13 protein-coding genes and 1 pseudogene are annotated in these 12,614 nt (G+C 64.2%); 3 read left to right on the top strand and 11 right to left on the bottom strand.

Annotated features, from left to right (window positions below; translation table 11 throughout):
• Positions 1–87: 87 nt before the first annotated feature.
• A complete protein-coding gene (locus AC0KUR_RS34250) occupies positions 88–567 on the bottom strand; it encodes a YjjA family protein (protein ID WP_034186804.1) in 480 nt (159 codons plus the stop codon).
• 280 nt (positions 568–847) lie between these two features.
• On the opposite strand from AC0KUR_RS34250, the gene AC0KUR_RS34245 reads away from it, so the two are divergent.
• On the top strand, positions 848–1,387 hold the full coding sequence (locus AC0KUR_RS34245; RefSeq protein WP_473377124.1) for a hypothetical protein: 540 nt from the start codon (positions 848–850) through the stop codon (positions 1,385–1,387).
• Positions 1,388–1,445: 58 nt separating this feature from the next.
• The gene (locus AC0KUR_RS34240) at positions 1,446–2,021 is read left to right on the top strand and encodes a polysaccharide deacetylase family protein (RefSeq protein ID WP_473377123.1); all 576 of its coding nucleotides are present in this window, start codon (positions 1,446–1,448) and stop codon (positions 2,019–2,021) included.
• A 12-nt stretch (positions 2,022–2,033) separates the two neighbouring features.
• On the opposite strand, the gene AC0KUR_RS34235 is transcribed toward AC0KUR_RS34240, so the two are convergent.
• Positions 2,034–2,999, bottom strand: coding sequence for a phosphotransferase (locus AC0KUR_RS34235; RefSeq protein WP_473377122.1), 966 nt, complete (start codon positions 2,997–2,999; stop codon positions 2,034–2,036).
• Positions 3,000–3,024: 25 nt separating this feature from the next.
• On the opposite strand from AC0KUR_RS34235, the gene AC0KUR_RS34230 reads away from it, so the two are divergent.
• Positions 3,025–3,714 (top strand): cephalosporin hydroxylase family protein, encoded by a 690-nt coding sequence (locus tag AC0KUR_RS34230; protein ID WP_473377121.1) that lies wholly within the window; start codon positions 3,025–3,027, stop codon positions 3,712–3,714.
• On the opposite strand, the gene AC0KUR_RS34225 is transcribed toward AC0KUR_RS34230, so the two are convergent.
• From AC0KUR_RS34225 to AC0KUR_RS34185, 9 genes and pseudogenes are all read right to left on the bottom strand, one after another.
• Positions 3,671–4,879: a glycosyltransferase gene (locus AC0KUR_RS34225; protein WP_473377120.1), complete on the bottom strand. Its 1,209-nt coding sequence runs from the start codon at positions 4,877–4,879 to the stop codon at positions 3,671–3,673. The genes AC0KUR_RS34230 and AC0KUR_RS34225 overlap by 44 nt on opposite strands.
• Before the next feature lie 7 nt (positions 4,880–4,886).
• A complete protein-coding gene (locus AC0KUR_RS34220) occupies positions 4,887–5,954 on the bottom strand; it encodes an asparagine synthase-related protein (RefSeq protein WP_473377119.1) in 1,068 nt (355 codons plus the stop codon).
• The gene (locus AC0KUR_RS34215; RefSeq protein WP_473377118.1) at positions 5,951–6,829 is read right to left on the bottom strand and encodes a radical SAM protein; all 879 of its coding nucleotides are present in this window, start codon (positions 6,827–6,829) and stop codon (positions 5,951–5,953) included. The genes AC0KUR_RS34220 and AC0KUR_RS34215 overlap by 4 nt, the downstream gene beginning before the upstream one ends.
• A 1-nt stretch (position 6,830) precedes the next feature.
• Positions 6,831–7,823, bottom strand: a complete 993-nt coding sequence (locus AC0KUR_RS34210) for a phosphotransferase enzyme family protein (protein ID WP_473377117.1) — start codon at positions 7,821–7,823, stop codon at positions 6,831–6,833.
• Entirely contained in the window at positions 7,824–8,573 is a 750-nt protein-coding gene (locus tag AC0KUR_RS34205; protein ID WP_473377116.1) for an FkbM family methyltransferase, read from the bottom strand. It lies immediately after the preceding gene.
• A gap of 194 nt (positions 8,574–8,767) precedes the next feature.
• A pseudogene (locus AC0KUR_RS34200) lies at positions 8,768–8,860 on the bottom strand (ABC transporter ATPase); the annotation flags it as partial.
• Positions 8,861–8,903: 43 nt separating this feature from the next.
• Positions 8,904–9,539, bottom strand: coding sequence for a hypothetical protein (locus tag AC0KUR_RS34195; protein ID WP_301741451.1), 636 nt, complete (start codon positions 9,537–9,539; stop codon positions 8,904–8,906).
• Positions 9,540–9,612: 73 nt separating this feature from the next.
• Positions 9,613–11,373: a ShlB/FhaC/HecB family hemolysin secretion/activation protein gene (locus AC0KUR_RS34190; protein WP_473377137.1), complete on the bottom strand. Its 1,761-nt coding sequence runs from the start codon at positions 11,371–11,373 to the stop codon at positions 9,613–9,615.
• Positions 11,374–11,413: 40 nt separating this feature from the next.
• Positions 11,414–12,301, bottom strand: a complete 888-nt coding sequence (locus AC0KUR_RS34185; protein ID WP_083286590.1) for a PoNe immunity protein domain-containing protein — start codon at positions 12,299–12,301, stop codon at positions 11,414–11,416.
• Positions 12,302–12,614: the final 313 nt, after the last annotated feature.

Raw genomic sequence — 12,614 nt, 5'->3', positions numbered from 1 at the left:
TGCGGAAGTAACGGCCTGAATGGCTGACGGTGCACGAGCACCGCCCCCCCTCGATGCCGGCACGCGCCGTGCGTGCCGCTGTGGTGCTTACAGCAGCGATTTCGCCTGCGTCAGTACCTTGTCGCAGATCTGCCTGGTCACCTGCTGCTTCAGGCCGCCGCCGCTCAGGTCGAGCTTGCCGCCGTTGCCGGCGTCGAGGATCCCGCTCGCGCCGCTCGTATAACCGCTGTCCGACGACGCATTGCCGCCGAGCTTGCTCAGCAGCGCATCCTTCACCGACGACGCGCCACTGCCGGACGCGCCGCCGAGATAGTTGTTCTGGATGCAGAACTGCAGCAGGCCCGCGACGTTGCCGGTGCTGCCCGGCGTCAGCGACGCCCCGCCGCCGCCCGTCAGCGCGCCGCCGAGGCCGCCGAGGTTGCCGAGCGCACCACCCGCGCTGCCGCCCGAATCGCCGCCGCCGACCTGTTTCAGGACATCGCCCAGCTGCGCATGGGCCACCGAAAACGGCGCGAGCAATCCGATCAGCGCGCCGGCAATGGTCGCGCGGTATAGACGTGCATTCATGTGAAGCCTCCCGGTTGTCACGGCGTGAGTACCGCGAATCGAATCCAAGCATACTCAATCCCCCCCTGCATGACAGCCTTCATGCCGGGTCCGAAACGTCAGGCATCGTGATATCGCGGCGATTTGACAATGCTTGACGGCGTGCCGGCCGGCACTGCAAGCTCGACATGCGACCGAAGGCGCGTACCGACGATCGCATTCCGTCTCGCCGGCGCGCATGAAACGTCATGGAATCGTCGCCGCCGGCCGGCCTTCAACCTCGAACCTGAAGGATGCTCGCGTGGCGCTCGCCCATCGAATGCTGCTGATCACCGGCACAGCGGCTGCGCTGATCACCGGTTCAGGCACTGCCCGTGCGGCGCCCGCGGCGGCATGCCCGTCACCGTCGTTCGACCGCTATCCGGCACCGGCCGCGCGCGCGCCGCGCCAGCCGGCCGCATCGCCCCGCTTGGCCGGCAAGGAAGCACGCCTGTACCGCACCGTGATCCGCGACGCATTCACGCAACCGGCCAATTTTGCCGGTCACTATCGCGTCGCGATCTGGGGTTGCGGAACGGATTGCCGGAATTTCGCGATCGTCGACAACTACACGGGCGCGACATACACGATGCCGGGCGTCACCGCCATTTCGGGCGTGATGGGCAACGACGACGAGCGCGTCGACTTCCGTGCCGGCAGTACGCTGCTGATCGTCGCCGGCTGCTTCAACGGCGATTGCGACGACAACCACGCGAAGGCCGCCCGGTTCTTCTATACGTGGACCGGCAAGCGCTTGCGCCCGATCGGCACCTGTCCGCTGCACGTCGAGCCGATTCAGTAGCCGGCGCGAATTGCGCTATCGTTCGTCCGGTACACCCCAGACGGCACGCCCGCCCGCGATGTCCATTCACCTCAGCTTCGACGACGGCCCCGGTCCGTCGACCCCTTCGCTGCTCGACGTCCTGCGCGACGCCTCGTGCCAGGCGACCTTCTTCCTGCTCGGTAAACATCTGGCGGGCGCACTCGACGTCGCCGCGAGAATGGCGCGCGAAGGCCATCGCCTCGGCAATCACACCCATTCGCATGCCAGACCGGGCGCGCTGGCGGACGACGCGCTGATCGGCGAGATCGAGGCGACCGACGCACTGATCCGCGACGCCTATTGCCGGGCCGGTATTGCCGCGCCGGACGCGATCCCGTTGCGTCTGCCGTACGGGCTGATGCCGCGGGACGATCGCGCCGGCGTGCTGGCGCGCCTGCGGCGCGAACACACGGGCTGGACCGCGATACTGGACGACTGGCAGCGGCCGGCGCCGTCGCCGCAGGCGCTGTTCGACGCGATGTGCGCGCATGCCGACGCCCGCGCGACGCAGCGTCGCGACGTGCTGTTCTGCATGCACGACGGCTCGCGACATGGCGACGCGCGGCCCAACACGGTCGAAGCCGTCCGCCTGTTCCTGCATCGGCGAAGCTGAAGCAACGGCCGGTCAGTTTCCCGGCGCTGCACTGTCCAGCAACTGCCGCCAGCCGCCGAGAAAGCCGATGCCGGGCCCCGGCATCCACAAGCCGCGCTGTGCCGCCTCCAGATGGATCAGCGTCTGGTCCACGCAGAACAGCGTCATCAACGCATCGCGCTCGGCACGCATCCAGCCCGGTACACCGTCGCGCCGCGTCGCCGCATAGGCGTGCAAGCCGGCCTCCCAGCGCTGCGCATCGAACACGAAACGATCGTCCCTGCCCGCGTCGCGCGACAGCGCGAACAGTGCGAAGGCCGCCTCGAGCCACTGCGCGCCCTGCCCGGCATCGTCGAAATCCAGCACGCCGTTCACCGTGTGGCCGACATACAGCAGGTTGCCCGCGTGATAGTCGCCGTGCAGCCAATGCACCGGCCCCGCCAGCCAGTGCGCGGCGGCGTCGAGATGCGCGCCGATCCGCCGGATCACCGCATCGTAATCGCCGCTCAAACCGGCTGGCAGCGACGGCATCGCGCGCGCCGACACGCGCGCAAGACGGGCCGACAGCCACGCCAGCGGCGCCGATTCGCTCACGGGTATCGCGGCCAGTGCCGCATGCAGATGCGCGAGCGCGCGCATCGCATCGATCGCCCCCGCTTGCGCGTCATGCGGCAGGCCGGGATCGCCGTCGACAGGTTCGAACAGGTGCAGCCAGCTTCCATCGTCGATGAGCACGCCGGATTGCGCATCGACGGTCGGCCTCAGCCGCGGCAGCGCGGGTAATGCCGGCACCGTGCGCGTCTCGCCGAGATGACCGAGTATCGACGCCTCGCGACGCACCTGCTCGGCCGGCTTGCCGGGCCACGACACGCGCAGCACCGCGCGCCCCGCGTCATACTCGACGAGATACGTTTTGTTAGTATGGCCCGATGCCATCGCCTGCCCGCGTGCCGGCACGATGTTCCAGTACCGGCGCAGCCACGGTTCCAGCGTTTTCACGTCACTCCTACTCGTTGCATTGACCATGTCAGAGCGTCCTTCGGCCCGCATGCGGGACCTCAATATCGAATGGCTGACGCGCGCCGCCGAATTCGACCATCTGTTCCAGACGCGCTGGCTCGGCGAGCGCTTCTTCCATCTGCCCGGCGACATGCTTGCGCTCCAGGAACTGATCTGGCGCGAACGCCCCGACTGTATCGTGCAGACCGGCATCGCGGCGGGCGGCGGTGTCGTGTTCTCCGCGTCGATGCTGGAACTGGCCGGCGGGCACGGCCACGTCGTCGCGGTCGAACCGCGGCTGCGCGACGAGGTCAGGCAACGCCTGCAATCGCACCGGCTGGCCCATCGCATGGTGCTGATCGAAGGCGAATCGTGCGCGGCCGACACGCTCGCGGCGGTGCACGCGCAGCTCCGCGACGGCGCGCGCGTGATGGCGATCCTCGATCTCACGCATACCCATGCGCACGTGCTGCGCGAACTCGAATGCTATGCGCCGCTCGTGACGCCCGGCAGCTATGCGATCGTGATGGATACCATCATGGAGTATCTGCCCGCATCGATGTTCGACGGCAAGCCGTACGGCCGCGACAACAACCCGGCCACGGCCGCGCGTGAATTTCTCGCCCGCGACGACCGTTTCGAGGCCGACCACGACGTCGAGGACCGCGTGCTCATGACGCTGTCGCCAGGCGGTTTCCTGAAGCGAGTGCGCTGATCAGGCGAGCGGCTTGCGCGGAGCCGTCGCGCGCGGTGTAGCTGTCGCGAATCCGTGCCGCATGCTCGCGCAGCGGGCCCGGACGCAACAGGCGCTCGAGCGCAGCGGCAATCTCCGCGACGCCGGCACGCTGCAGATCGAGCACGCACGCCGCGCCGGCCCGCTCGACGAAGTGCGCCGAATGAAACTGGTCGTTGCAGAACGGCGACAGCAGCATCGGCACACCGCACGCGAGCGATTCCATCACCGAATTGGCGCCGCCATGGCTGACGAACGCATGCGTGCGCCGCAGCAGCGCCAGCTGCGGCGCATAGCGCACCGCGATCACGCGCTCGTCACCGGCCGGCAGCAGATCCGAATCGACCAGTTCGCCTACCGACAGCACCAGTTGCGCCGACGTCGCGCGCGTCGCGTCGATCACCTTCGAGAACAGGTCCGGATGGTAGTAAAGCTGGCTGCCGAGCGACATGTAGACGAGCGGGCGACCGGCGTCGATACGCGCCCACGGAAACGCCGTCTCGTCGCCGCGCGGCCCCGACGGCATCGCGGGGCCGACCAGCTCGACACCCGTCGGCGGCGCACCGACCAGCGCGTCGGTCGTGAACGCGAGCGTCAGGTGCGGCGACAGGACATCGCACCCGCGAAAACGCGCATCGAGCCCGTAGCGCGCAAACAGCCCGGCACGTTCCGGCGCGAGCCATCGCACCGTGCGCAGCAGTTCCGAATCGAGATCGTCCGGCAGCACCGGATTCAGCGAATTCGACATCGACACCCACGGCAGCCCTTCCAGCTCGGCGGCGATCGCTGCCGCGTAAAGCAGCGGATCGATCACGACCACATCGGGCCGCCAGTCGCGCAGCACCGCACGGACGCCGTCCACCTGCAACGGCGCCAGGTCGATCAGCAGCGTACGGATCCAGTGCCGCAGCCAGTCGGCGTCGCGGATGTTCGCGGCGAAGCTCGCGCCGCGCGACAGGTCGTGGCGCTCGGGCGTCTCGCGCGGCCCGACGAACGCGAAGTCGCCGGCGCCGTCGAGCTGTTCGCTGATATCGGCCGGCGCGTAGAACGCGACGTCGCAGCCGGCCGCGCGCAGATGCTGGGCCGGGCCGATGCACGGATTGACGTGGCCCTTCTCGGGCACGACGCAGAACAGGATGCGTGTCATGAGCGGTTCAGGTTGGACGATGCGCGGCATCGCGGTAAAGGTGCTCGAGATGATCGAGGATCAGGGTCAGCGTCGCCCACAGCACGCGCTCGGTATCGGCCCGCAGCGCGGGCGCGGCAAGGCCGAGCGTACCGGCCAGCGCATGCGTGCGCTCGCGATCGAGCAGCGCGCCGAGGTCCATCGCCGGCGCGAGTCGTCCGCGCTTGGGGTCGTGCACCAGACGGTCCGGCAGGTTCAGGCGCGCACCGAGATCGCGCAGGCATTGCTTGTTCGGGTCCGGCGCGATGCTCGTCAGATGCGCGACGACCTCCGCATCGACGAACGGCGGATGCAGGTCAACCGCCGCCGCATCGAACAACGCGTGGCACAGCGGCAGGTAATTGGCCGACCGGTCGCGGCGCAACACCTGATCCGCGCCGTCGCCGGTAATTGCAACCTCGATGCCGTCCGCCGCCATGGCCTCGGCCAGCAACCGCTTCGCGACCGGATGCAGATTGAACATCGGCTCCTCGACCGCATGGGTCGTTCTCGGCAGCGCCGCGACGAAATCGGCTTCATTCGCCCGCACGATCTTCACGTTCGCCTGCATCTGCGTCGCGAGTTCAAGCGCCGCGTCGAGCTCGCAATAGTCGGGCATCTCGGTCGCGAGCACGTAGGCCGTCACGTGCGGCAGCGCGCCGAGTTCGCGCAACAACGCGAGCAGCAGCGCCGAATCGAGGCCGCCGCTCAGCGCCAGTGCAACGCGCTTGCCGCTGTCGAGCGCGCGTTGCAGCGACGCGCGCAGCACGGTGTCCAGATCGGCATGCCGCGGCCGCTCGGGCGACGGCTGCACCGTCAATCCTTGCGGCGAACGGATCAGCGCATGCCCCGGCGGCACCGCGAGCACGTCGCGCAGCACGGTGCGGCCGACGAGCCGCTCGCCGCTCAGGTAACCCGCGATCGCGGCCGCGTCCGGCGCGCCGGCCGGCTGCGCCGACGCGCGCAGGACGGCGCGGATGCCGGACGCCGACACGCCGCTGCGCGGATGGTAGTGAAGACGATCGAACCCGAACGGGTCGCGCGTGCCGACGATCATGGATAACGAGCCTTCAGGATGTCCACTTCAATGCGTTTCAGAATGCGATGCGGCGCCACCGGCGCGCTGCCGCCCTGGCAATGCAGGCACGCTTCGAGCGGCGCGTCGCGCTGCAGATAGGCGAGCATTGCGTCGAGCATGTCCTCATCGTCGCGCAACGGCAGGCCGTCGGCCTGGAAATCCTTCTCGCCCCGGTAAAGCGTATGGAAATGCGCGGGACGCGTGCACGTGTAGAACATGCCGTCGCGAATCATATGGCAGCGCTCGCGAATCCAGCAATCGTGATAGAGACGCTGCGCTTCGTCGCGGTCCGTGCCGGGCTGGGCGCGATTCATCGTCGTGAACACGTCCTGCACCTTCCAGTTCAGGCGTACGCCGAAACGCGCGGCCTGGCGCTCGACGTGCGCGATCAGTTCGAGCGAAAGCACCGGCTTCGGATAGCGCGAGATCGTCAGCGCATCGACCGCTTGCCAGAACGCGTCCGGCATCTCGCCGAGTTTCAGGCCGTTGGTCGTGACCGAGATCACGGGCGCGATACCCGTGCCGCGCACGCGTTCGACGATTTCGACGAGCGCCGGATGCAGCAGCGGCTCGCCGCCGACCAGCTTGAACATGCGCGGGCTCAATACCTTCGCGGCCATGCGCAGATCGGCCTCGATCGAATCGGGGCTCGCGTGCCACGCCGGCAGGAGCGGCGACAGCGAGCAGCATTCCGCGCAGGTCAGGTTGCAGTGATCGACGATATGCGCTTCCAGCGAGCGCGTCCGGACGCGGCCGTTTTCGACCCGGTAATCGCGATCCAGCGGCGGCGGAAACACATGCTGGCGCTCGCCGGACGGCGGCGGATTCGGGATCTCGTTCGGATTCACACTCACGTCAGTTTCCTGCTTCCACGCAACGGGAAAAGAAATCGACCAGATGGCCGCGTGCGTCCACCATCGCGGCTGCCATCGTCACCGCGCCGCTCAGGTGCGACGCGAAGCGCGACGGATCGTCCAGCCAGCCTTGCACGATCCACAGCTTGAGTGCGTGCTGCAGACACGCCGCATCGACCGCCCAGGCGATACGCGCCGGATTCACAGGCCGCACCCGCTGGTAGGCACGCACGAACGCTTCCGCCCGTTGCGGCGCTTCCAGCGGCAGATGATTCAGGCAGCGCACCAGTTCGTATTCGCGCGGCGCGCCGATCGACGCTTCCCAGTCGAGGATCAGCGGCGGCAGCCGGCCCGTGAACAGATAGTTGAACTGGTTGTAGTCGTTGTGGATCGGGTACTGCGGGTCGTCGGCGGGAAACGCGTCGAGACTGCCGGGATAGTAGCGATCGAGCATGCGCAGCGCGAGATCGACGTAACGGCGCAAGTTCGCGGCGTTGTCGTTCGAGCGCGAGCGATTCAATGCATCCAGCAGGCTGCGGCGCACCGCATCCGCGTCGATTGCAGCCAAGCGCGCGCGAATCGTATCAAGTGATGGCAGATGAAACTGTTCGAGGCCCAGGTGCAACGCGGCCAGACTGGCGCCGAGCGCATCCCATTCGGCCGGTGAAAACGTGTCGTAGGTCCTGAACTGCCCGGCCTCCCAGCGCGTCAGCAGCGCGTGCGAGTGTTGCCCCGTCCACAGCGGATCGCCGTCCGTCGTGCGCTTCAGCGTCTGTACATGGAACCGGGTATCGCCGTGAGTTTCGAGGTGCGCGAGGATGGCAGCCTCCTTTACCGCGCGTGCATGGTGCTCGGACGCGTAAAGCTTGACGGCCATATCGCCGCCGTCGGCCGGCAGATGCCACACGCGTTCACTGACCCGGCGCGGCGCGGGACCGCGGCCGAGCGCGTAGGCCTCTCGAATCTCGTCGAAGGTGGCGGCGAGCGGCCCCATTCAGATATGCTCGGCCGGCCCGTGCCGATACGGATGACCGGTCAGGAACGTGTTGTGCCCGACGTAGCGCAGCTTGTACATCGCCGGCCGGAACAGCACCGAAGGATCGTTGTTCGCGATGCCCAGCAACGGATACAGGTCCTGCCGCACGAAGAACGCGTTGTTGCCCATGTCGTCGCAGCAGACGAGTTCATAGCCCTTTTGCCTGCCGAGATGAACGAGCGATTCGAGGCTTGCGCCGTAATAGGTCGAGCCGTCCCATTCGTGATCCGGGTTGAAGCACATGACCCAGCGCTCGGGCGGCGTGTAGTACGGGTTGTACTCGATCACGACGATGCGCGGCTTGAACGCTTGCAGCCCACGCCAGACCCAGTAGTCGTTGCCGTCGATGTCGATCGACAGCAGGTCGAAGTCCTCAGGCGTGTCCGCATCGGCGAGCAGGTGGTCGACCGTGTCGGGCTGGACGCGGTCGTGATGCAGCCGGACGCGCCCTGCGCCCGCGTAGTGAGCGGCAAGCTTGCCGAACCGGTATGCGCTGCCCTCCACCAGTACGCCGGCCCAATCCTCCTCACGCAGCAGCCGCGCGGTGTTGCTGTTGCGCAGGCCGTCGCTCGCGCCGATATCGACGCAGAAGCGGTTGGTCGGGGCGATCCGCTCCATCAGCCGCGACAGGATGCTTTCCTCGGTGCCCTGCGCGTACAGGCTTGGCGCAAGGCCGGACAGGTCGAGCGGGAGAGGATGGTCCTGCATCGAGAAACGGGCTCCGGGTCGGAATGGGGAATGGCGACGTGCGTCTGGAGTGTAATTTACCCGAAGTCGATTGAGCAGAGGAAACCGGAGTGTGCGACGCCAGCGGGCGTCGCAACCGGCGGAAACAAAAAGGGCCGCCAAGCACAACTCGGCGGCCCTCTTGGGTGCAACGGATCAGGTACGATTCAGGACACTTACTCCTGCCCCTGACTCGTCAGGAATTCCTCGTAATTCCCGCCGAAGTCGAACAGCGTGCCATCCGTGCGCACTTCGATGATCCGGTTCGCCGGACATACCTTGTAAGTCTTCTATCCACGGGCTGCTCGAAGTTCAACCGCCAACTGTTCCAGTAATCCCGTAACTTGGGCCATTGGCGCAGCCATATACGAAACTCGGGTTACAGCGCTCAACAAGCGTATGCGCAACACGATTTGCGGCGATGCTCGCATCCAAATCGTTCGCCTCCCCCGTCCCGATCGGCTTGTTTCTTCCTACCCGGTAAAGGTTCAGGTCGTAGGCGACAATCGTAAGCGGCCGTTGTCCTGATGATTGAAGAATCGATTTGAAGATCGGCTTTCCAACGTAGAGCGCATACGTTGCCCCCAAGGCGACGGCATCCCGGTCGCGAACTTCCTGCGTCGGCGGCTCTTCGGTCGTCACGGACACGATCCTTGCATTGATGCCTTCCGCAGAGATCGCCGACGCAATCGACGCGTTGAATTTGTTGCACATATTGAGCAACTGATTCATCCTCCGACGACGGTTCTCATACTTGATTTCAACCGTATCCCAAACGTATTTCGATAGCGTGCCGTCAAGCTGGTAATTGCCGCACGACTCGACGTACACAACAACCGGTGCGAGTTTTTGCTCGCGCGGGATGTCCGCCATGTTCGAAGCACAGCCGGCAAGTGTCGCCGATGCTGCCATGAGAATCAGCGCAGAATTTTGTTTTATCGATTTCAAGGTTTTGCCCCCTTTTGTACTGCACTGAAAATCTGCACGCTAGACTTCATGTCATCGCGGTCGGGAAAAATGGTCAGAATTGAGCCGTCACTTGAAACCCGAGCGTGACGCGCGCGGTCGGAAATCCAGACGGCTTGTAGACCGGCGTACCGGCGAACAGGTCATAGCCGTAGCCGCCGAGGCGCGTCGCGACGCTGCCCTTGATGCCGATTACGGCACCGGCCAGCTGCGTACCGACCAACGCAACCGGTTGCGGCCCCCAAACGCGACCGTAATCCAGTCCTGCATAGATCGCCTGTCCGGTCTGTCCGATCGGCATCTGCAGTTCGTTGCGCCAGTAGAAGCCGCGCGCCGCCGCCAGCATCGTTTCGCCGTCGAAACCGCGAACTGTGTAGCGACTGCCGATCGTCAAGTCATCGATGTAGTACAGCGAGTTCCCGGTATATTGGCCGTGGATGCTCGTCACGTACCGGAACGGCTGCTTCGCGATCGCGAACGGCACCGAGAGGTTCGCGTCGAGTACCGCCATCTTGAAGCGGTAAGTCGGACCGCCACCGGGAGCAAGAATGTCGTCCTGCGCACCCAAGCCTCCGACGCCCTGCCTGTACGCCAGCGTGCCGTCGAACTGCGCCCCGTCGAAGTAGTGACGGTCGGTCAGGCCGAATTCAACGAACGTGTTGTTACGACGCTGCTGCGGGATTTCCGTATCTTCGATGAAGCTCTGGCCGAAGCGACGGGACAAGCGGACATAGCCGCCGAACACGTCGTTCTGGCTTCGAGCAAGCACTCGGGCAAGCTTGAAATCGATCGTCTTCGAATTGCCGCTCGCGACGAACGTCTGGTTCACACCGGCAATCTGTTGATAGTAGGTGTTCGTATAGGCCGCAACCGTAGCGGTCCAGTAGCCCCACGGAATCGAGTAGAAGCCGTTCCACCCGTGTGACCCAAGGCGCTTGTCGCCGAATTCGAGGTCTTGACTGACGCCGACGTTGAACACGTCGTTCAAGCCGAGCGGGTTATCGATGCCGATCGACAGGTTGCCCTGTAGCTTGCCCGTTGCGCGCGTGCCCGAATTGTCGATCGATGCGACGACGGTCCACGGCTTGCCACGCTTCACGTCCAACACAACATCGCTTTCGCCCGGCTGGTCAGCGGGGACGATCTGCATCGATACGTCCTGACTGGTGACGCGCTTCATTTGCTCCAGACCTTGCTCAAGGTCGCGCAGGTTCAGCACTTCGCCGTCACCGGTCGGGAACGCGGTCTTCCACGTGCCGCGCAATTTCTCGTCGGCAAAGCGCACGTGTCGGATGATGCCGGGAATCAGCGCGACTTTCAGCGTACCAGTCGTCAAATCCTGTTCCGGCAGTACAACGCGCGTAGTGATGTAGCCCCGCGCCAAGATCGCGCGCGACAGCCCCTTGACGATCGTATCGACACCCTGCTTGCCGACGCACTGACCCGCGTAGTGGGCGAGCCATTCGCGCGCAAAGGCGAAGCGATCCATCGGCAGCGCGGACGCGCCGGCCGACTTCGCAGCGGCCGGCATCGAGTCCGGCACGTCGAGCGCGAAGCGGTCGATCCGGAAGCACGGTTGTTCGCTCGGCAGCGGTGGATACGTTTCAGCGCGCGGCACGTCTGAACGCACGGACGGGGCACGCAGCGCCGCGTCACGCTGCTGCGCGTCGCGTTGCTGCTGCGCTTGTCGATCCTGTTCCGCGTTCGCACGCGCGGCGGCGGCTTGGTCGGCAGGCGCGGGGGCCTGCTGCGCGTGCACTGCGAGCGATACTAAAGCGGTAATCGGCAACGCGACAAGGCGTTTGGTTACTTTCATTGCGAGATTCATCCCCGATTCCGCTTGTATTGGTCTGTGCCTATTTTCGAAATAGCCGTTGAAAGAAGCCGCGTTTCTGCGACGGTGACGATCCTTCAGTCGACGAGTCGTCGGGCGAATGCTCCACATCCATGTTCGGTTGGTCACCATGAACAAGGTCCCATGGATAGTGCTTTAGACCAGCACACAGGCTGTCGTCAAGATTCAGCGCTTTGGCAGTTCCAGCCGCTTCGACGCACCAGAATCCGAAATACGCACCACCATCAATGTTTTCATCGAAACCGTACCAGTATGGTTTTGCATATATTGCAGGCACGCCCCCCTTTTTATCCGGTCGATCCAGCTCCCGATACCAGTTCTCAACAAAAGATCGAAGCATCCTCGGCTGGTCAGACGCCGATGCGTTCACCGCATCGAGCAAGCGTTTGTACGGCTTCGGATGTCGCAACTCGGCGCCGATTTTGCGATCGTGGTCACGGCTGGCGATTACGCGATCCAGTAGCACGTCTTCGCCTTCATTTCCGATCAAGTTTATCAACCGCCGCCATTGATCATCAGGAATTTCCAATGTCAAAGCAAAACCGACCAACCAGAAGCTAATGATGTAAAAATCGAGGTTCCTTGCCCAGCTTCGACGCAACGCCTTTTGCTCATCCGTAAACACACTTTCACCAAGCTTTACGGATTCTTCCCACGCGTCAAGAAGACCCGGAAGATACTGTGATAAGACAGTAACAGAGTCACCACGGGAATATCGATTCAGAATCAATTCAAGGTGATTCAGGGCCAATTCAAATACATATTGCGGCCGATATCCTGGATTCGCCGAGGGTTCCTTGCACCGGGCCAGCATATCCGCGATTCTGTTATGAGAATATTCAATCCATTTATCCCAATAAGAGCGAGGGGCCAAGGAATCTCTAGTCATGTCAATGTCCGATAATTTTTGAGTCGGGCTGAATTACGAATTTCCCATTCTTGTCCAAAATTCCTACGGTGACGTTTCCGTAAGGATCAGTATGAACCAGCCATTTCTCGACACGATTGCTATCGAGTGCATTCTGAATATCTGCACTCAGAACTCGATCGTTACTCACAGCTTCCCGCATGCGATTAAAGCCAGTTGATCCTGAACCAGAATTAGTCCCGGTCGGAAGTGGAGATTTCCGGCTTGGTTGAGTTGTCAGGCGAGGCGGATTCCCTTGCCTGACGGGCGAATTCGGCGGGCGTCATCCACTGCA

The organism is Burkholderia sp. YHN3-13, from assembly GCF_055810675.1.
The sequence above is the reverse complement of the archived record's forward strand: the minus strand, read 5'-3'. Positions and strand labels throughout refer to the sequence as shown.